At 51.6% G+C, this 19099-nt stretch carries 15 protein-coding genes and 2 tRNA genes; 15 read left to right on the top strand and 2 right to left on the bottom strand.

The window, feature by feature from the left end; all coding sequences use genetic code 11:
* Window positions 1–149 precede the first annotated feature (149 nt).
* The 10 genes from P771_RS0100455 to P771_RS0100400 all read left to right on the top strand — a co-directional run bounded on the left by P771_RS0100455 (window position 150) and on the right by P771_RS0100400 (window position 9245).
* Entirely contained in the window at window positions 150–1772 is a 1623-nt protein-coding gene (locus P771_RS0100455) for an FAD-dependent oxidoreductase (protein ID WP_028573586.1), read from the top strand.
* Complete coding sequence (locus tag P771_RS0100450) at window positions 1769–3724, top strand: ABC-F family ATP-binding cassette domain-containing protein (protein ID WP_028573585.1); 1956 nt, start codon at window positions 1769–1771, stop codon at window positions 3722–3724. Before P771_RS0100455 ends, P771_RS0100450 begins: the two co-directional genes overlap by 4 nt.
* Window positions 3725–3745: 21 nt before the next feature.
* Complete coding sequence (locus P771_RS0100445) at window positions 3746–4165, top strand: (deoxy)nucleoside triphosphate pyrophosphohydrolase (RefSeq protein WP_028573584.1); 420 nt, start codon at window positions 3746–3748, stop codon at window positions 4163–4165.
* Entirely contained in the window at window positions 4131–5828 is a 1698-nt protein-coding gene (gene pilB / locus P771_RS0100440) for a type IV-A pilus assembly ATPase PilB (protein WP_028573583.1), read from the top strand. Before P771_RS0100445 ends, pilB begins: the two co-directional genes overlap by 35 nt.
* A gap of 177 nt (window positions 5829–6005) precedes the next feature.
* The gene (locus P771_RS0100435) at window positions 6006–7211 is read left to right on the top strand and encodes a type II secretion system F family protein (RefSeq protein ID WP_028573582.1); all 1206 of its coding nucleotides are present in this window, start codon (window positions 6006–6008) and stop codon (window positions 7209–7211) included.
* Window positions 7212–7339: 128 nt separating this feature from the next.
* Window positions 7340–7415 (top strand) — tRNA-Lys (locus P771_RS0100425).
* A 13-nt stretch (window positions 7416–7428) separates the two neighbouring features.
* Window positions 7429–7504: transfer RNA gene (locus tag P771_RS0100420), tRNA-Glu, on the top strand.
* Window positions 7505–7979: 475 nt separating this feature from the next.
* Window positions 7980–8390 carry a VOC family protein gene (locus tag P771_RS0100410; RefSeq protein WP_028573580.1) on the top strand — a complete coding sequence of 137 codons (411 nt, stop codon included), beginning with the start codon at window positions 7980–7982 and terminating at the stop codon, window positions 8388–8390.
* Window positions 8391–8637: 247 nt separating this feature from the next.
* Window positions 8638–8919 (top strand): type II toxin-antitoxin system RelE/ParE family toxin, encoded by a 282-nt coding sequence (locus P771_RS0100405; RefSeq protein ID WP_028573579.1) that lies wholly within the window; start codon window positions 8638–8640, stop codon window positions 8917–8919.
* A 14-nt stretch (window positions 8920–8933) separates the two neighbouring features.
* The gene (locus tag P771_RS0100400; protein WP_028573578.1) at window positions 8934–9245 is read left to right on the top strand and encodes a HigA family addiction module antitoxin; all 312 of its coding nucleotides are present in this window, start codon (window positions 8934–8936) and stop codon (window positions 9243–9245) included.
* Between the two features lie 174 nt (window positions 9246–9419).
* On the opposite strand, the gene P771_RS18770 is transcribed toward P771_RS0100400, so the two are convergent.
* Window positions 9420–9710: a hypothetical protein gene (locus tag P771_RS18770; protein WP_150112092.1), complete on the bottom strand. Its 291-nt coding sequence runs from the start codon at window positions 9708–9710 to the stop codon at window positions 9420–9422.
* Between the two features lie 469 nt (window positions 9711–10179).
* Complete coding sequence (locus tag P771_RS15945; protein ID WP_244147266.1) at window positions 10180–12294, bottom strand: S9 family peptidase; 2115 nt, start codon at window positions 12292–12294, stop codon at window positions 10180–10182.
* Between the two features lie 512 nt (window positions 12295–12806).
* Between P771_RS15945 and P771_RS15940 the strand changes: the two genes are divergently transcribed.
* The 5 genes from P771_RS15940 to cydC all read left to right on the top strand — a co-directional run bounded on the left by P771_RS15940 (window position 12807) and on the right by cydC (window position 19064).
* Window positions 12807–13223 carry an RrF2 family transcriptional regulator gene (locus P771_RS15940; protein ID WP_035243675.1) on the top strand — a complete coding sequence of 139 codons (417 nt, stop codon included), beginning with the start codon at window positions 12807–12809 and terminating at the stop codon, window positions 13221–13223.
* A 34-nt stretch (window positions 13224–13257) separates the two neighbouring features.
* The gene (locus P771_RS0100360) at window positions 13258–14574 is read left to right on the top strand and encodes a cytochrome ubiquinol oxidase subunit I (RefSeq protein WP_028573576.1); all 1317 of its coding nucleotides are present in this window, start codon (window positions 13258–13260) and stop codon (window positions 14572–14574) included.
* 82 nt (window positions 14575–14656) lie between these two features.
* Entirely contained in the window at window positions 14657–15682 is a 1026-nt protein-coding gene (gene cydB / locus P771_RS0100355) for a cytochrome d ubiquinol oxidase subunit II (RefSeq protein ID WP_028573575.1), read from the top strand.
* Between the two features lie 74 nt (window positions 15683–15756).
* Window positions 15757–17397, top strand: a complete 1641-nt coding sequence (gene cydD / locus P771_RS15935; protein ID WP_051617013.1) for a thiol reductant ABC exporter subunit CydD — start codon at window positions 15757–15759, stop codon at window positions 17395–17397.
* Between the two features lie 20 nt (window positions 17398–17417).
* Window positions 17418–19064: a thiol reductant ABC exporter subunit CydC gene (cydC, locus tag P771_RS0100345; RefSeq protein ID WP_028573574.1), complete on the top strand. Its 1647-nt coding sequence runs from the start codon at window positions 17418–17420 to the stop codon at window positions 19062–19064.
* Window positions 19065–19099 lie beyond the last annotated feature (35 nt).

Raw genomic sequence — 19099 nt, 5'->3', positions numbered from 1 at the left:
CATGACCTCCGAATTAGCTTGTATTTTGTTTGCATCTGTCTGTTTACATGGTTGGATGTGAAAAAACAATGGCAAAATACCGGTACCAGGCCAGGGGGAAATTGATTTTAAGGCTGAACTCGATTAGCTTCAGGGTTACGGAGAAAAATATGAGTGCTTTTTTTTCAAAAAAGAAAAAGGACGAATGGGTCCTGGACCAGGAGCAGCAGGACTATCTGAAAAAACTGTTTTCCCAGGTCCTGGTTCATGAAGTGGCCATCAGAATATTCACGGACAATCAAAAAGACCCTTATAGTCAGTTTGCTGTTAATTTTGTCCGGGATCTCAGCCGGCTGGACCAGAAAATTACCTTTGAGGTCCTTGATTCAAAAGATGAAAAGGCGGTTTCAGCCAAGGTCAGAGGGCCTCTGGTCCTGGACGTGGCTCCGGAAAAATACGGAATCAGGTTCATGGGGGCTCCATCCGGGGAAGAGGGGCAATCATTCATCCAGGCCGTGATCATGGCCTCAACCGGGGACAGCTCCCTTGCCCCGTCCAGCAGAAAGATCCTGGCCAGGCTGAAGGAAAAAAGGACGGTCCAGGTCTTTGTCAATCCCCAGTGTCCCTATTGTCCGGCCCAGGTGGTCAATGCCCTGAAAGCGGCTGTGGAACTGCCCGGACTGGTCAGCATGGAATGCATAGAAGTCGGTCAGTATCCTGACGCGGCCAAGGAGTATGATGTCGGTTCAGTCCCGCATACAGTGTATGATCAGGGCAAGCTGGCCACCCTGGGCCTGGTGGCTGAAGAGACCTTTGCATCCGAGCTGGTGACCCTGACTTCGGGTCAGACCATTTTTGCCTATCCGGGCAGCCCGGATCTTGAAAAGTATGATCTGATCATAGTCGGGGCTGGCCCGGCCGGTCTGACTGCAGGCATCTATGCGGCCAGATCCGGACTCAGGACCGTTGTCCTGGAAAAGTCCGTGGTGGGCGGCCAGGTGGCCCTGACCCCGGTGGTTGAGAATTACCCCGGGTTTGCCAGTATTCCCGGGAAAGGGCTCATGGAAATGATAGAGGCCCAGGCCAGGGAGTATTTTCAGACCAGGACCGGGGAAGAAGTGCTGGAAGTCAGGCTGGGCCGGGACATTGAGGTCACCACCACCAGGGGGGGATATCTGGGCCGGGCCGTAATACTGGCTACTGGCGGGACCTGGAAAAAACTGGGTGTTCCTGGTGAGGACCGGTTTCATGGCCGGGGAGTCAGCTATTGCGCCCATTGTGATGGCTTTTTCTACAAAGACAAGACCGTCCTGGTGGTGGGCGGGGGAAATACGGCCCTGACCGATGCCCTGCACCTGAGCAATCTTGGGGCAAAGGTGAGGATTGTCCATCGCCGGGATGAGTTCCGGGGGGAAAAACACCTCAAGGATCAGGTGCAAAACCTGGGTATACCTGTGGACTGGAGTCACGTGGTCAAAGAGGTTCTGGGAGAGTCAACAGTTGAGCAGGTGGTTCTGGTGGAGGAGAAATCAGGCCGGGAAAAGGTGATGGATGTTCAAGGGGTATTTGTGGCCATAGGGATCAATCCCAATGCGGATTTTATTGACTACCTGGGCCTGGACAGGGATGAGGACGGTTTTATCAGCACTGACCAAAGAGGCAGGACCAGCATCCCCAGGGTGTATGCAGCCGGAGATGTGACCAGCGGTCCCAGGCAGATCGTCACAGCTGCAGGTCAGGGGGCAGCAGCAGCCATGACTGCCTTTGAGGATATCCAGAAGATGATTAAATGAAGATAACAATCAATAATATATCCAAGAGTTACAGCGGAGAGGATCTGTTTAAAGATCTCAGCTTTGAGATCAACAGCGGCAACCGGCTTGCCGTGACCGGACCCAACGGATGCGGCAAGACCACCCTGCTTCGGATGCTGGCCGGTCTGGCCGGTCCGGATACCGGGTCCATCAATCTGCCCAGGGGGCTGAAAACAGGCTATGTGGTTCAGGAACTGGACAGTCAGGATCTAAAGACCCCTCTTCTGGAGTATGTCCTGGATGTCCTGCCTGACTGGGGTGAATTCTGGCGGAAGTGGAAACAGGCCATTGCCCGGGAGGACAGTGACCAGCTGACCAGACTCTCTCATGTCCAGGCTGAAATGGAGCAGGCCTATGGCTACAATCCGGAGTACAAGGCGGAAAAAATTCTGAACGGCCTTGGTTTTGAAGAAAAGACCTTTGGCTCTCCTTTAAGGTCTTTGTCCGGAGGGTGGAGAGAGCGGGCCAAACTGTCCAGGGTCCTGCTGCAGGGGGCAGACCTGCTCATCCTGGACGAACCCACCAACCATCTGGACATGGAGGCTGTGCTCTGGCTGGAGGATTACCTGCTGAGTTTTTCAGGGATGCTGGTCCTGGTGGCCCATGACCGCTTTTTCTTGGACCGGGTGGTAACTCATATCCTGCATCTGGGCTTTGACCGGCCATATTTCCGTCCTGGCAATTATTCTTCTTTTGTGGACTGGCACGAACAACGGGAGCTTTTGAAGGAAAAGGAGAGGGACAAGATCCAGGGCCGGATAAAACATCTGCAGTCCTTTGTGGACCGGTTCAGATACAAGGCCACCAAGGCCAGGCAGGCCCAGGCCAGGCTGAACAGGATCAACAAGCTGTCTTCAGGGATAAAGGATTTTCAGGAGGATCAGAAAGGAAAATCCCTGAATTTTTCCTGGCCGGCACCAAGAAGGGCCAGCCGGGTGGCCATAACCTGCGCTGGTCTTAAGTTTACCCATCCGGGCAAGCCTGTTTTGCTGGATGATCTGAGCTTCCAGCTCTTTCATGGCCAGAAGATCGCCCTTATGGGTCCTAATGGTTCGGGCAAGTCCACCCTTTTTAAACTTATCATGGACTGCTTAGAACCTGAACAGGGGTATGTCAGGCTCGGCCGGAACACCTATCCCGGTTATTTTACCCAGCATCAGACCGAGACCCTGGTCCTGGAGAACACGGTTCTGACTGAGATAAGAAGGCTGGCCACAGGCAATCCCACTGAAGAAGAGATCCGTTCAGTCCTGGGCCTGTTCATGCTGGATGAATCGTTTTGGGAGCGCAGGGCCATGAGCCTCAGCGGAGGTGAAAAATCCAGACTGATCCTTGCTTCCCTGTTTCTGACCCGGGCCAATCTGCTTCTCCTGGACGAGCCCACCAACCACCTGGACATGGAAAGCAGGGAGGCCCTGATTGCAGCGTTAAAGGATTTCCCCGGGGCAGTGTTCATCATCGCCCATGACCGCTATCTGCTGTCCCAGGTGGCTGGAGAGGTGTGGACAATGGAAAACCAGGGGATCACTCAGCATGGACACGGGTTTGATCTCTATTATGATAATCTCCTGACCAAAGGCCGGGAAAGCTGTTCTCAGGAAAAGGGGCCGGCTGTCAGCAGGGATAAAAAGGAAGGGACTTCCCAGAAACAAAGGCGCAGGCAGGAAGCCCAGGCCAGAAACCAGGCCTACAGGCTGCTCAAGCCCTTGAAAGCAGAATACAGCCACAAAGAAAGCCGGCTGGAAGAGTGCCTGGCCAGGCAGGAAGAGGTGGAGGCCATTATGGCCCGGCCAGAGACCTATCAGGAGCCTGAAAAATTCAAAACCCTGAACCTGGAGTATCAGGCCCTGGTGGAGGAGAATGAAATGCTCATGGCCAGGCTGGAGAAACTGGAGCAGGAGATCGGAAGCCTGGAATCCAGAAAACCCTGAAAAACAGGAGCCAATCCGGTCATGAGCTGGATAAGTGTTGCAGCAGGCATTGTGGTCAGAGACGGTCTGGTCCTGGGGGTGCAAAGGCCCCAGGGCAAGGTATTGGCCGGATTCTGGGAGTTCCCCGGAGGCAAGGCCGAGCCTGGAGAACCGGTGGCAGAGGCCCTGGTCCGGGAATTATATGAAGAACTGGGTATAATCCCCAGGGATTTCTGGTTGTGGACCAGCCTGAAAAAGAGTTATGATCATATCAACGCCCATGTCCATTTCTATATGGTCACCGGTTATGACGGAAATATTGTGGCCAGGGAAAGGCAGGAGATGGCATGGTTTGATCCGGCTGAAGCCGTTACCAGGGATTTTCTGCCGGCTGATCAAGAGATCCTGGAAAGACTGGCATTGAAGCATGAACCACCATTCCTTGACCCGAAAATTGATTGAGCAGGCAGGCCTGGACAGGGATCAGGTCAGAACTGTTCAGCAGGAACAGGCTGACAGAAAACTTGACTTTGCCAGGGCAGCTCTGGTCCTGGGGCTTATCACTCAGGAATTATACCGGGATCACATGGCCATGGCCCTGGGACTGCCTGTGGTGGAGCCAGGGGCTCTGAATATTCCTGAACAGGTCATGGACCTGCTGGACAGGGAGAGCTGGGAAAAGTACCAGGCAGTTCCTTTTTTTGTCCAGGACCAAAAGCTTTACCTGGCCTGTTCTGAACCGGGCAGGATCAGTGCTCTGGACGACATCCGGTTCATGACCGGGCTGGAACCAATGGTTCACCTGGCCACCAGGTCTTCCATAGCCAGAGCCCTGGCCAATTTTAAAAAAAGGCCCGGCCAGGGGCTTGAAGATCTTCTGGCGGACATGGCTGATCAGGACGGGCCAATACAGGAGGCTGACAGCCAGACAGATGATGCTGCCAGCCTTGAGGCGGCCTCCCAGGTCCCGGTGGTCAAGATGGTCAACCTGATCATCATGGAGGCCATTGCCAGACAGGCCTCGGACATTCATATCGAGCCCTATGAACAGGAATTCAGGGTCAGGATGCGCCTGGACGGCATCCTCAAGGATATGATGCATCCGCCCATGTCCATGAAAAACGCCATCATATCCAGGCTTAAGATCATGGCCCAGCTTAATATTGCTGAAAAAAGGCTGCCCCAGGACGGACGGATCAAGGTCAGGACATCCCAGGGCATGAGTCTGGAGTTCAGGGTTTCCATCCTGCCCACATTGTTCGGTGAAAAGGTGGTCATGCGCCTTCTGGACAAGTCCGCCCTGAACGTGGACATGGTCAGGCTGGGCCTGGAGGAGAAATCCTTCAGGGCCTTTGAAGCGGCCATAAGAAAACCGTATGGGATGGTCCTGGTTACCGGGCCGACCGGATCTGGCAAGACCACCTCCCTTTATTCGGCCATAATGGAGTTGAACAGGGAAGGGGTGAACATCTCCACTGTGGAAGATCCAGTGGAATTCAGCCTTAAAGGGGTGAACCAGGTTCAGGTGGCAGAAGAGGTCGGACTTAGCTTTGCAGCAGTTCTGCGTTCGTTTCTGCGTCAGGACCCGGACATCATCCTGGTGGGTGAAATCCGTGATCTGGAAACAGCTGAGATAGCGGTCAAAGCAGCCCTGACAGGCCATCTGGTCCTGGCCACTTTACATACCAATGATGCTGTTTCAACTTTGTCCAGACTGGTGAACATGGGAGTGGACGATTTTCTGGCAGCGTCAGCAGTGAACGCCATCATGTCCCAGCGTCTGGTCCGCAGGCTTTGTCCTTCCTGCAAAGTACCTGATGAACTGGATGGCCAGTACCTCATGGATATGGGCCTGGACCCCCAGGAAGCGGAATCAGCCGAGATCTTCCGGTCTGCAGGCTGTTCCCAGTGCAGTCAGACAGGTTACAGGGGAAGAACAGGGCTGTATGAAGTGCTCACTGTGAGCCCGAAGATCCAGGAGCTGATCCTGGCCAGGGCTTCCGAAGCCGAGCTGAAAAGAAAGGCGGTGCAGGAGGGCATGATCACCATGCGTAAAAGCGGTCTGAACAAGATGGTCCAAGGGATAACCTCAGCTTCAGAGGTGCTTAGAAGTACAGCCAGTTAAAATAACACCCGGGCTGAGATTTTTATTGTTGCTGCGGGCAGGGTAAGAATTTCAGCCGGTTTTCATGAGATTGCCCCGGACCCTCGGGGTGCTCGCAAAAGCATTGATGCTGGGCCGTAAAAATTGCAGATCCTTTAGTTTTGGCAGCAATCATTAACCTGGAGTCCCAACCGAGACATGCCGATATTCATCTACAAGGCCAGGACCAGGACAGGCAGGAAAATCAAGGGAGATCTCGATGCTCCCAGCCTGGACATGGCGGAAAACGTCCTGCGCAGAAGGGGACTGGCTGAAATCAGGGTCAAACCCAAGCCCAAGGACATTCTTGAAGGAACCTTTCTTGAAGGAAGGGTCACTTCCAGGGACATGGTGGTATTCAGCAGACAGTTCTCCACCATGATCAATGCAGGCGTTCCCATTCTCCAATCCCTGCAGGTCATGTGCGAACAGACTGAAAACAAGATACTCAGGCGAAAACTCTATGAGATCAAAAGTGATATTGAAGGCGGAGCCTCTCTTTATGACGGGCTGAACAGGCATAAGGATGTTTTTGACGACCTGTACACCAACATGGTGGATGCCGGAGAAACAGGAGGAGTCCTGGACGTGGTCCTGGAGCGGCTGGCCCAGTATATTGAAAAGGCAGCCAGGCTCAAGGCCAAGGTCAAGAGTGCCCTGATCTATCCCGGGGTGATCATTGCAGTGGCAGTGGCGGTTATCGCCATAATTCTTATTTTTGTCATCCCGACCTTTGAGCAGATGTTTGCTGAATTCGGCGGAACTCTGCCGGCTCCCACCCAGATTGTTATCAATCTCAGCCGGTTCTCCAAGGACAACTTTCTTTATATCATCCTGGGGGCCATTGGAGCAGTGATTGCGTTCAGGCTTTTTTACCGCTGGGAACGGGGCAAGATTATTGTTGATAACTGGATTCTTTTTGTTCCGGTCTTTGGGCCGCTGCTGCGCAAAGTGGCTGTGGCCAGGTTCAGCCGGACCCTGAGCACCATGATTTCTTCCGGTGTCCCGATTCTGAGCGCCCTGGATATAGTTTCTAGGACATCAGGCAACAAGACTGTTGAGCTTGGGGTGCAGCAGGCCAAAAAAAGCATATCCGAAGGCCAGGGCTTGGCAGAGCCCCTTGATGATACCGGGATCTTTCCGCCCATGGTCATCCACATGATCTCCATAGGTGAGTCCACCGGAGCCCTGGACAATATGCTGGGCAAGATTGCTGATTTTTTTGACGATGAAGTGGATGTGGCAGTGGATACCCTGACCTCGCTTATCGAACCGATCATGATTGTGATCCTGGGGGTAATTGTGGGCGGTCTGGTCATCAGCATGTACCTTCCCATCTTTCAGATAGCTGATGTGGTGGCCTGATCCTGTCTGTCCGGCTGGATCCGGATCATGAGCAGCCTGAAGGCAGGGCGGTCCGGGAATCTGTTTCTGGTTATTTTTTTGGTTGACAACCCTGGACAAGGCGGGTATCCAAAGTCCCTTTCACATGTGGGCCGTTAACTCAGCCGGTAGAGTATCTGCCTTTTAAGCAGAGAGTCGCAGGTTCGATCCCTGCACGGCCCACCATTTAAGTCAGTTCGTCCCCATCGTCTAGTGGCCTAGGACGTCGGCCTCTCACGCCGAAAACAGGGGTTCAAACCCCCTTGGGGACGCCAAAGATTTTCAGCAGGCTGCAAGCCTGGTTACCATAGATAATGCCGGTGACAGTACCGGCTGCAAGTTATTTTAAGCCCCTGAAGCCAAAGCTTTGGGGGCTTTTTTTTGGACTGTTCAGCCCTGGCCAGGCCATTCCTGCAAAGCATCCCTTTCAAGACCTCTCTGGTACTTAGTTCAGATCAGACAGCTGTCCTTTTTTTAATGCCTTCCAGGTCCGGACGGACCAGGAAAGGAACCCTATGGTTTGAAAACAAGGACTGGCAGGGTGTTGGGGGATATGGGAGACAAAGCCCTGATGCATGTAGGCTTACACACCATAGGGTGATTTTTCAGTTTCCCAGAGCCAGGACTGACTTGATAATGGCTTTCAGATATGCTTAGTAACGATTCAGTTGGTTGCTTTTTTTAGGATTCCCTCTGTGCCAATGAGAGTGAGACACCGACCATTTGAGAATTTAAGCAAGGGAGGGGTCAATGGAAGTTATGTGTATTGCCGGTTTTGCTACAATAACAAAGGACCCGGCAGCAAGTGAGTCCCTGTACCAGAAGGCGCTAGGCCTGCCGCTTGAAACGATGGGCGATTATCGTTTTATGGATAAGTTTCCTGGAGCGAATCATTTTGGTGTATGGCCCTTATCAATGGCCGCCCAGTCTTGTTTTGGGCAGGATGAATGGCCGGAGAGTGTTCCTGAGCCCACAGCAACTATAGAATTCGAGCTGGCTGATGCCGCTGCTGTGGAGGCGGCAGTACAGGAAATGAAAGAGAATGGGCAGGAGTTTGTACACGAATCCCGGACTGAACCGTGGGGACAGATAGTCGCAAGGTTCATGAGTCCCGAAGGTGTATTGGTGGGACTGAGCTATGCACCATGGCTTCATGAGTGAACGCCTAGCCATAGCGTTAAAGCAGGTCGGCTTTTCCGCTGGCGCTCTAAAGTCACCCGGCTACGCTTGGCGTGATACAAGGCTCCGGCTATGGACATAGCGTAGTCCTTTCCAATTATCCTGAAGACTGACAAAGAAAGCTTGAATTGTTCAGTTCATATGCTGCCAAAATCAACCATATCCTTGTTTCATGATAACAATGAAAATGCTATTGATTTATGTCACGTGACGCATTACGTTGACCTTAATGATCAAGACCTTTGCGAATAAGCTCACCAAGTCCTTATATGAAACTGGGAAGTCCAAAAAACTTCCCCCAGATATTCAAAGACGGGCTTCAAGGAAGCTGGAGTATGTGAATCTGGCTATTTGTCTTGATGATCTCAAGGTTCCACCTGGAAACAGGTTGCACAAACTTACAGATGACCGTGAAGGGCAGCATTGCATTGCTATTAATGATCAGTGGCGTATCTGTTTCCGGTTTAAAGGTGGTGACGCATATGATGTAGAGGTATGCGATTACCATTAAAAGGAGGTAAGGCCATGGCTATCAACAATACTGGAATAAAACGCCGACCTTCTCACCCAGGTGAAATGCTACGTGAAGATTTCATGCCTGATTATGAGTTGAGTGTTTCTGCACTGGCCAAAGCGATGGGGGTTTCACGTCAGTCGATTAATGAACTTATACGGGAACGGAGAGCTGTCAGTCCTCAAATGGCTATCCGGCTTGGCCGGTTGTTTGGAAATTCAGCAGAATTTTGGCTTAATGCTCAACTGGCGGTTGATCTGTGGGAAGCTAACCAGGCTCTTAAATCCGAAGTGGCAAGGATTCGGCCCTTAAATGCTGCCTAACTGTCCGGTACATGGGGACCACTTCAGATCAATCTTGTCCTCAGGTGTCATGAGGTTCAAAAGGCCTGCATCTAGACAGATGCAGGCCTTTTTTGGGGATTATTTTTGATCAGGGTAAGAAAACCTGGCCGGAGCTGAAAAAGAACAGCCAGGACCGGATCAATCTGGATGTTGTCAGGGGCAGCTGTAGCTGGTTTTTGCGCCGCAGTTTTGGAGGCGAAAGGCACAAACTCCGGCATCATGGTTGGTAGTGTCCAGACAACTCAGAAATCTGGCCTGACATTCTTTGGTGACAGGATTAAAATAATGGTCGCAGCATTGCTTGCAGTCATCAGCGTTCATTGAACAGTTCTGGAGGCAGGCATTGTATGCTTCTTGAAGGGGCAGTGTCTGGGCAAAGGCAAGGGAACAGCAGAAGAGCAGGATCAGGACGTTGCCAAGGAAGGTGGCGGTAATCTTTTTCATATCATCTCCATTTATCAGTTGGTTTGAAAAGTTTCTTGGGGCTGGGTGTGTTTGCAAAGACAAACTGATATGGTTCATATAGCAAATGTCAGGCCAAGGGATGATGCTTGACTGGATTGGCATGGTTAAGAGCATTTTATGACCATCTGCTGCCATTAATTGGTCCGGGGTGGAGAAGTCAAGCCAACTTTGTTTGCAGTGGTCAGGCTTCCTCCATTGGCTGGACCAAGACGGGTCTGGTCAAGGTGTTGGCCATGGCCTGGTCTTGTCAGTCATTTTCAAGGCTGGCCCAAGAGAGGTGGATGATTCAGGCAGGGCTAAGCCTGGGCGCAAAGCATGGCGGTCTTTTTTCAAAGGCTGAGGCAGGTATGGCCCAATTGATGGGGCCGGTTAAGGTGCTGGCCATGACCGGCTCAAGTTGAGTTTTGGTAACCAGCATGGATAGGGCTGATCAAAAAAGACCAGAGATTCATTCAGGATAAACCGTGATCTCCTTTAGCCGCTGCTGGATATCTGAAGCAACTCCTTTCTGATATCGCCCGCCAAGATGCTGGGCAAAAAAGCGTTCCATTTTAACAAAAAACGCCAGTCTGTTCTCCCTGGCAGTAAAACCGTGTCCTTCATCCGGAGCCACCAGATAGTATACCTGCCTGCCTTTTTCCCGCAAAACATCCACAATCTGATCTGATTCACGCTGAATGACCCGGGGATCATTGGCGCCCTGTACTACAAGCAGGGGAGCCTTAATCTGGGCAGCGGAAAATAATGGAGACTGGTTTTTAAGCCTGGCCCGGTCTTCAGGATCATCCGGGTCTCCTACCCGTAAGTGGAATGATTTGATGGCTGGAAGCCAGTAGGGCGGAACCGACTCAATCAGAGTAATGATATTGGAAGGCCCAACATTGGAGATGCCTGCCTGGTAAAGATCCGGGGTAAAAGCCAGGCCGGACAGTGCGGCAAAGCCGCCATATGAAGTCCCATAAATACCAACCCGCTGAGGATCGACCAGACCCTTGTCAATCAGGTATTTGACTCCATCTGTTATGTCATGTTGCATGTAGCCAGTGCCCCATTGCTGGTTGCCGGAATTCAAAAAGGACTTGCCAAAACCTGAAGACCCTCTGAAATTGGGCTGCAAAACAGCATAGCCCCGATTGGCCAGAAACTGGACCTGGGGATCATAGCCCCAGGTATCCCGGACCCAGGGGCCGCCGTGGGGCAGGACCACCAGGGCCAGATTTTTCGGTTCAGGGCCTCTGGGCAGGGTCAGATATCCAGGAATGGACAAGCCATCCCTGGAGCTGTATCTGACAGGCTCCATATGGGCCAGATGCTCTGAAGGCAGATCAGGTCTGGATCTATAAAGCAGAGTAACATCCTGGGCCTTGCGGTCAAAAATATAAACACTGCCCGGATCAACATCGCGACTGACTACTATGAGCCATGTGTTTTCATCAGCACTTCTTGCTCTGAAGTGAATGTCTCCTTCAGGGATCCGGGCTCTGATCTTTTCATAATCTTTTTGGAACTGCTGATTATGAAAGTAGATACGCGCCTTATCCCCAACATAAGTTGTGGCCAGCAGTTCATGGCTGATATCTGAAAAAATGGCTCCGCCAAAATCGACCTCACCTTCAGGATCTTTTTCCACCAGCTCTTTATGGCCGGTTTCAGGTTCAAAAATGACCAGCCTGGTAAGGTCAACATCAGCACCTTTATTGGTGACCATGTAGACCCGCTCATTATCTTTGCAGAACCTTGAGATCCTGGCGGTTTCACCAAAATCCACCTGATAAACCCGCTTAAGCTCATCATCCTTGACCTGCAGGATTTCAGATCCTCCATCCGGGGTCTGCCTGGAAACAAAACGCAATTTCCCATAATCATCAAAAGTCCAGCCGGTAATATTGTGCTTGTTTTTAAAAACCAGCTCCCGCTTTCCAGTACGAAGATTGACTTGATAAGCATCGTGCAGTGAGGGGTCGCGCTCATTAATACCAATGATAATATGCTCCTGGTCTTCACGGGGAACCGATAAGATCCTGGTCTGAACACCCTGGTATTCTGTGATTATTTTTGGTTCAGGCAGGCCGGTCTTTGGATCAGGTTCATCAGCCGGGTTTACTGCATACAGATTATAATTTTCATCGCCATCCTGGTCCTGGACATAAAGGATAAGCCTGCTGTCTCTACTCCAGAAGAAGCCATGCACTGGACGCTGGTCAGCAGTCATGGGCCTGGCCTTTTCAAACGGCTCATCAATGCTTTTGACCCAGATATTCATAACTCCATTATATCTTTGTCGAAACATAATGGACTTGCCATCCGGGGACAGCCTGGCCCCATCAACCTCGGCATCGTCAAAGAAAAGCTCCCTGTCCAGCAAGGGCGGCAATTGATCCAGGTAAGTCAATTGCTGCTGGTCACTTATCCTGGCAGCTGAGCAGGACAGGGAAACAAGAGTGCAGATAATAAGCATCAGGTATAATAATTTTTTCATATTCAACTCATAAAGCCTGGAGCCGGACTCGGGTTTTTGGACTGGTGAATTATTCTGTTCAAGGTTCTTTATGGACAGTTTCATGGCTAGCCCGGTCCTTACTGCCCAGCCCTCAGATATTAGGTCAGTTCTGGTGTGCAGTGGGTTATCCATGATGAAAGAATAGGGGAAGTTGTGGTTATCCCGTTATTACCTATGGTTGATGGCAAAATAAAAGGCACCCATGGGGTGGTCCACTTGCATCCTGCTTATACCCCTTAATGACTAGGGCTTCTGTTTAACCTTTGTCAATCGTGTTTCACCAGGCCAGTCCGGTCAGGATTAAAGCGGTAGTAAAAATATTGCTGTAGCTCGGCCAGACTGATTAGGGTCCTGGCAGGGAAAAGCCCTTTATTTCGCAACCAGCTAAAGACCCCAAACCGGGCATAAACCCCGGTGCCAGCCATGTTGGCCCGGGCTTACGACTCAGTCCACCCGGGCCTGCCTTCCCATAATTTCCTGATCGGCTGAAGTTTTCAGAAAAGTGATTGACAGCAGGTTTTGTCTCATTTAGGACTAATCGTATCTTATTTGTCCTCTAAGGGGGTTTGTGTGCCATGATGCTGACCAGAGCCGGAGAATATGCTGTGCGCTGCGTACTTTATCTGTCTTTGCAGGACAGGGAAAGGATCGTGCCCAAAAAAGAGATTATTGAGGCTATGGGACTTCCGGATGCGTATTTAGCCAAAGTAGCCCAGAGCCTGGCAAAGTCAGGACTGATTCAGATTCGCCAGGGAGCCAGGGGAGGCTACCGGCTGACCAGAAAACCTTATGAGATCAACCTGCTGCAGGTGGTTGAAGCGGTGGACGGTGAAATCTTTCTTAATGAGTGCGTTATGAGCCCTGACTCCTGCCTTCGATCTCCCTTGTGCGGAGTGCACCAGATCTGGCAGAAAGCAAGACAGAGGCTTCGAGATACCCTGGCTGAGGCTGATTTTGAACAGCTTGCCAGGGGAGAGTTCTGTAAAAAATAAATTCTGTTCAACAATCTAAAACAGGGGAAGGCTTATGGATGTTTTGCTGTTGTCTCGGCTGCAATTTGCCATGACTACTTTTGTCCATTTTATTTTTGTGCCTCTGACCCTTGGCCTGTCTCTGCTGGTGGCCTACATGGAGTTCAAATTCGTCCGCAGCGGAGATGAAACCTACCGGCGCATGGCCAAGTTCTGGGGGAAACTTTTTTTAATCAACTTTGCTCTTGGAGCAGTAACCGGCATTGCCCTGGAGTTTCAGTTCGGAACCAACTGGTCCAGGTATTCAGCCTATGTTGGCGATATCTTTGGTTCTTTGCTGGCCATTGAAGCTACCCTGGCCTTTTTTCTGGAATCAACCTTTCTTGGGGTGTGGATCTTTGGCTGGAAAAAACTGTCTCCTAAAATGCACAATGCTGCCATCTGGCTGGTAGCACTGGCTGCCAACCTCTCAGCCTTCTGGATCATTATGGCCAACGGCTGGATGCAGAATCCTGTGGGCTATGTGTTTGGAGAGGGAAGGGCGGAGCTGGGCAGCTTCATGGCCTTGATAAGCAATGAATTCGCCTGGCACCAGTTCATCCATGTCCTCAGTGCTTCTTATGTTTTAAGCGGGTTCTTTGTGCTGGGCATTTCCGCCTACCACATTGCCAAAGGGAGTAATGTTGACTTTTTTAAGAAATCCTTTCGCATTGCTGCACCCTTTACCTTGATTTTCGCCATTGTTGTCGTTGTTCAGGGACATTCCCACGGGGCCACAGTGGCCAAGTACCAGCCGGAAAAGCTTGCTGCCATGGAATCCCACTGGGAGACCAGAACTCAGGCCCCGCAGTACCTGCTGGTAATTCCTGATCCTTCGAACCAGCGCAACAGACTTGAATTGTTCCCAATCCCCGGTGGTCTGTCCTTGCTGGCCTATCATGATTTCAATGCAGCAGTAAAAGGACTCAACGATTTTCCGAGAGACGACCACCCTCCTGTGATGACCACTTTTCTCTCTTTCAGGACCATGGTTGGGCTTGGATTTCTCTTTCCCATACTGGCAGCCTGGGTCTGGTTCAGGCGCAAGGTGCCTGAGGATTCTCCCGGGCTGCTCAAAATTCTGCCCTGGATCATCCCTTTGCCCTATGTTGCTATACAGCTGGGCTGGATTGTGGCTGAAATGGGCAGACAACCCTGGATTGTTTATGGCATGATGCGGACTTCAGAGGCTGTTTCTCCAGGTATTACCACTGCCCAGGTTGCCGGTTCCCTTGCCGGCTTCATGGCCATCTACGGACTTCTGGTGGCTTTGTGCGTGTTTCTTTTGTCCAAATACGGACGCAAAGGACCGGAACCAGCAGTCCAGGAATAGCCCGGCGGACATTCAACAATTATTAACCCGCATCAAACCAATTACCATGCTGTTAACAAACATTTTAACTGGGAGGTAACCCATGCTTGAGACCACCTGGTTTTTGCTCTGGGGAATATTATGGGCGGTCTATTTCGCCCTGGACGGATATGATCTGGGACTGGGCATGAACATGCCTTTTCTGGCTCAGGGAGAGACTGACAAACGAGTTATCTATAATGCTGCCGGTCCGTTCTGGGACGGTAATCAGGTCTGGCTGATCACAGCCGGGGGAGTGACCTTTGCAGCCTTTCCTGCAACCTACGCTGTTCTTTTCAGCAGCCTCTACACTCCCTTGCTTCTGCTCCTTTTCGCACTTATATTCAGGGGCGTGTCCTATGAGTTCAGACGCAAAGTAGACAGTGACTCGTGGAGGAAGTTCTGGGATGGATGTAATGTACTGGGCAGTTTTCTGCCGGCCCTTCTTTTCGGGGTGGCCTTTGCCAATATCTTTATGGGCATTCCCCTCAATGCCCAGCAGATCAATGAAGGCAACCTGCTGACCCTGCTCAATCCATACGGACTGGCCGGAGGGGTGCTCTTTGTGGTCATGTTTTCCATGCACGGCAGTCTCTGGCTGGCTGTGAAAAGCAGTGGAGAACTGGAAAAAAGAGCAACCAGCCTGGCCAGAAAGATGTGGGTGGCTGTACTGGTCATGGTTGTTGTTTTTCTGGGGTTGAGCCTCTTGTATACCAGCCTTTTTGACAATTACCTGAATAATCCGGCCCTGTTCATTGTCCTGCTTCTCCCGGTCACCGGTCTGGTCCTTACCAGGAAATACTTGGATAATGGCGAACAATGGAAGGCCTGGGCATCATCGGCTGCAGGCATCATTGGAGTAACTCTGTTTGGGGTTATCGGGCTTTTTCCCAAACTCCTGCCTTCCACCATTGATCCGGCGTACAGCATGACCATTGCCAATTCAGCTTCCAGCACCCTTACCCTCCAGATCATGCTCGGGGTGGCCCTGACCTTTGTGCCTCTGGTTATTGCCTACCAGGCCTGGGTGCATATCCGCTTCGGTCATAAGATCACTCAGGAAGACCTTGAATATGAAGAGGCTTATTAGGCCCGACTCTGCCCAGCCGGGTATCCTGCCCGGCTGGGCAGAGCCATTATTCCCTCCTTGTAACAGGAAAGAAATTGCCTGACTTGCGAGTAAAAAAGTGGCTGGAAGGATTTATCAGACCGGCCTCAACCTGCCTTGTACTATCAACAGGCTTAGGCCTTGGTGCAGGTATTCTGCTGATCATTCAGGCTTCTGTCCTGGCCTGGACAGTCCACCATGTGATCTTTGATGATCACGGGCTTGTAGATGTCCTGCCCGGACTTTGGCTTATCCTGGGGTTGATTGTCTGCAGGACCGGGCTCATCTGGTGCTCAAGATATTTCTCAGGCCTGGCTGCAGTCAAAGTGAAGCAAACAATCCGGGAAACCCTTTTCAGGAAACTGCACTCTCTGGATCCGGTCAACACCAGCCTCAAATCTTCCGGTGAGATGGTCAATCTGATGGTGGACGGAGTTGAATCCCTGGACGGATACTTTTCCGGATACCTGCCTCAACTGGCCCTGGCAGCCATGATTCCCCCGGCCATCTTATTTTTCATTTTTCCCCTGGACTGGGTGTCCGGGCTTATCCTGCTTCTTACTGCACCATTTATCCCTTTTTTCATGATTGTCATCGGCAGAAAAGCAGAATCCCTGAATCAGGCCCAGTGGGAGAGAATCAACCGCCTGAGCCACAGGTTTCTTGATGCCATCCAGGGTCTGACAACCCTGAAAATGTTTAATGCCGGGAAAAGAGAGGCCAAGGTTGTTGAGCAGGTATCCAGTGAATACGCCCAAAGTACTCTGTCGGTGCTTAAGGTAGCCTTTCTGAGTTCACTGGTCCTGGAGTTCATGGCCACGGTCAGTGTGGCTGTGGTGGCTGTAATCATCGGTTTCAGACTGCTCTGGGGGGACATGCTTTTTGGAAGCGCGTTCTTTATTCTGATCCTGGCCCCTGAATTTTACCTGCCTTTAAGAAACCTTGGGACCCATTTTCATTCTAAAATGTCGGCTGTTTCTGCTGCGGAAAAAGTGGTTGATTTTTTGGATCTGCCAGAACACTCCCCTGGATCAGGAACCATCACAGCCGGGTTTGGCTCAGTTGAAATTGAGTTTGACCGGGTCTCTTATGCATATCCGGGTGGTCAAAAAATCATTTCCAATCTCAGCTTCCAGGCTCCAGGCCCTGGCCTGACCTGCCTGATCGGGACCAGTGGACACGGAAAAACAACCAGCCTCCGGCTGATTCTCGGACTGCTTAAACCTGACTCAGGAAAGGTCCTGGTGAACAGGATGGACCTGCACAGTTTAGATCAAGCCTCATGGCTAAAACATGTTGCGTTTCTTCCCCAGAAACCGCACCTGCTGAGCCGGAGCATTGCAGACAATATCAGAACAGGCCGCGGAGCAGCACCTCTGGAACAGGTCCGGGATGCCGCAGTCAAGGCCCGGGTCCACAGGGAAATTGACTCTCTGCCCCAGGGCTATGAAACCATTGCCGGAGAAGACGGGGCCCATCTGTCAGGAGGGCAGCGGCAAAGGGTGGCCCTGGCCAGAACCTTTATCCGGGATGCTCCCCTGGTTCTTCTGGACGAACCTGGTGCAGGCCTGGATAAAAAAGTAAGAGACATGATTTATGAATCCATTCTGGAAATGGCCCGGACAAAATGCGTAATTATGGTTGCTCACGATGAGGAAATACTTCCCAGGGCCCGAAACATAGTTCGGATTACCTGACAGGGCCTGGAAGACATATCATGAACGTGCTCTATCCATTACTCAGACTCTTGCTTTCCCAGTGGAAGTGGATGCTCCTGGGAGTTGTCTGTTCAGCCATCACCCTCTTGGCCAATGCCGCACTTTTAAGCCTTGCAGCCTGGTTTCTGGCCTGTATGGCCCTGGCTGGAATAAGCGGGGTCCCCTTTAATTACCACCTGCCTGCAGGAGGGATCAGAACCCTGGCCATAGTGCGTACTCTTGGCAGATACGCTGAAAGACTGGTTTCTCACCAGGCCACCTTCAAACTGCTGACATGGCTTCGGGTCTGGTTTTTCAGACGGCTGGAGCCCATTGCCCCGGCTGGAATCAAGGACCTGCACAGTGGGGACATCTTTTCCAGGATCAAGTCCGACATTGACAACCTGGATGAATTTTATCTGCGCTTTGTTCTCCCGGTACTTTCAGCTGTTCTTGTCCTGTCTCTGGTGTTCATCTTTGTCCTTAATTTCAGTCTGGCCATGGCCCTGCATCTTGGTCTGATGTGGGCCCTGGCCGGTGCAGCCCTGCCCCTGGCCACCCTGCACCTGGGGTCCTCCAAAGGCAGGGCTCAGGTCCAGTCCCTTGTTTTGATGCGTACTACGGCCATAGATCTGGCAAGGGGCTTAGAAGAGCTGATAGTCTTTGGTCAGACCCGCAATGTGGCCAAATTACTCCTGCAGGAGAATCGAAACCAGGCCCTGATTCAGACAGGACTTATGCGCATAGAAGCCCTTTCCGAGTCAGGCCTGATTCTCTTTACAGGCCTGGCCCTGTGGGGTGTCCTGATTATATCCATCCCCCTGGTGGAGGCCGGGACCTTGTCCCCCCAGAATCTGCCCATGCTGGCGGTTCTGGCGCTCCTCAGCTTTGAAGGCGTTCAGCAGCTGCCATCAGCCCTTAAGGCCTGGGGCAGAACCAGGGCATCTGCAGAAAGACTGTTTTCCATTATCAACCAGCCTGGTGTTATAAAAGAACCCCAGACAGTCATGCCCGAACCTGATAAATGGGACATTGAATTTAAAAAGGTAAGCTTTGTCTATCCAGGAAGAACAGTTCCAGTGCATCAGGACTTGAGCTTCAGGATTGAATCAGGTCAGAAAGTAGGGATTACAGGTCCGACAGGATCCGGGAAAACCAGCCTTGTTAACCTGCTTCTGAAGTTTTACGTCCCGGACCAAGGGCAGATTTTTCTGGGGGGACATGAGCTTGGCAAGTATGATTCCTGGAGGATCCGTTCCTGGATCGGGGTTGTGGCCCAGGACACTTACCTGTTTAATGCTACCATCCGGGAAAATCTTCTGCTGGCTGACCCTGAAGCTTCAGACCGGCACCTTTACGCTGCCCTGGGGACAGCAAAACTTGAAGACTATGTCCGTTCACTTCCCCATGGCCTGGATACCCTGGTGGGCCAGGCTGGAACCAGGTTGTCCGGAGGGCAGGGCAGACGTTTAAGCATTGCCAGGACCCTGCTCAAAAAATCCAGGATACTTTTTCTTGATGAACCCACTGAAGGACTGGACCCTGCTACTGAGGATGAACTCTGGAAGACTCTGGCCGAGGTCATGCAGGGCAAGACCGTAATCCTCATCAATCACAGGCAGGCCGGACTGAAATACATGGACAAGGTGATCAGCTTGAAGGCATGAACCAGTTATGACCGATCCAGTGATTGAAGCTGACA

The sequence above is a fragment of the Desulfonatronovibrio hydrogenovorans DSM 9292 genome, assembly GCF_000686525.1.
GTDB classification, from domain to species: Bacteria; Desulfobacterota; Desulfovibrionia; order Desulfovibrionales; family Desulfonatronovibrionaceae; genus Desulfonatronovibrio; species Desulfonatronovibrio hydrogenovorans.
The sequence above is the reverse complement of the archived record's forward strand: the minus strand, read 5'-3'. Positions and strand labels throughout refer to the sequence as shown.

Excerpts from the sequence above, each read along its gene's own strand:
- P771_RS0100455 (WP_028573586.1), top strand. The coding sequence starts at position 150 with ATGAGTGCTTTTTTTTCAAAAAAGAAAAAGGACGAATGGGTCCTGGAC.
- P771_RS0100450 (WP_028573585.1), top strand. The coding sequence starts at position 1,769 with ATGAAGATAACAATCAATAATATATCCAAGAGTTACAGCGGAGAGGAT.
- P771_RS0100445 (WP_028573584.1), top strand. The coding sequence starts at position 3,746 with ATGAGCTGGATAAGTGTTGCAGCAGGCATTGTGGTCAGAGACGGTCTG.
- pilB (WP_028573583.1), top strand. The coding sequence starts at position 4,131 with ATGAACCACCATTCCTTGACCCGAAAATTGATTGAGCAGGCAGGCCTG.
- P771_RS0100435 (WP_028573582.1), top strand. The coding sequence starts at position 6,006 with ATGCCGATATTCATCTACAAGGCCAGGACCAGGACAGGCAGGAAAATC.
- P771_RS0100410 (WP_028573580.1), top strand. The coding sequence starts at position 7,980 with ATGGAAGTTATGTGTATTGCCGGTTTTGCTACAATAACAAAGGACCCG.
- P771_RS0100405 (WP_028573579.1), top strand. The coding sequence starts at position 8,638 with ATGATCAAGACCTTTGCGAATAAGCTCACCAAGTCCTTATATGAAACT.
- P771_RS0100400 (WP_028573578.1), top strand. The coding sequence starts at position 8,934 with ATGGCTATCAACAATACTGGAATAAAACGCCGACCTTCTCACCCAGGT.
- P771_RS18770 (WP_150112092.1), bottom strand. The coding sequence starts at position 9,710 with ATGAAAAAGATTACCGCCACCTTCCTTGGCAACGTCCTGATCCTGCTC.
- P771_RS15945 (WP_244147266.1), bottom strand. The coding sequence starts at position 12,294 with ATGAAACTGTCCATAAAGAACCTTGAACAGAATAATTCACCAGTCCAA.
- P771_RS15940 (WP_035243675.1), top strand. The coding sequence starts at position 12,807 with ATGATGCTGACCAGAGCCGGAGAATATGCTGTGCGCTGCGTACTTTAT.
- P771_RS0100360 (WP_028573576.1), top strand. The coding sequence starts at position 13,258 with ATGGATGTTTTGCTGTTGTCTCGGCTGCAATTTGCCATGACTACTTTT.
- cydB (WP_028573575.1), top strand. The coding sequence starts at position 14,657 with ATGCTTGAGACCACCTGGTTTTTGCTCTGGGGAATATTATGGGCGGTC.
- cydC (WP_028573574.1), top strand. The coding sequence starts at position 17,418 with ATGAACGTGCTCTATCCATTACTCAGACTCTTGCTTTCCCAGTGGAAG.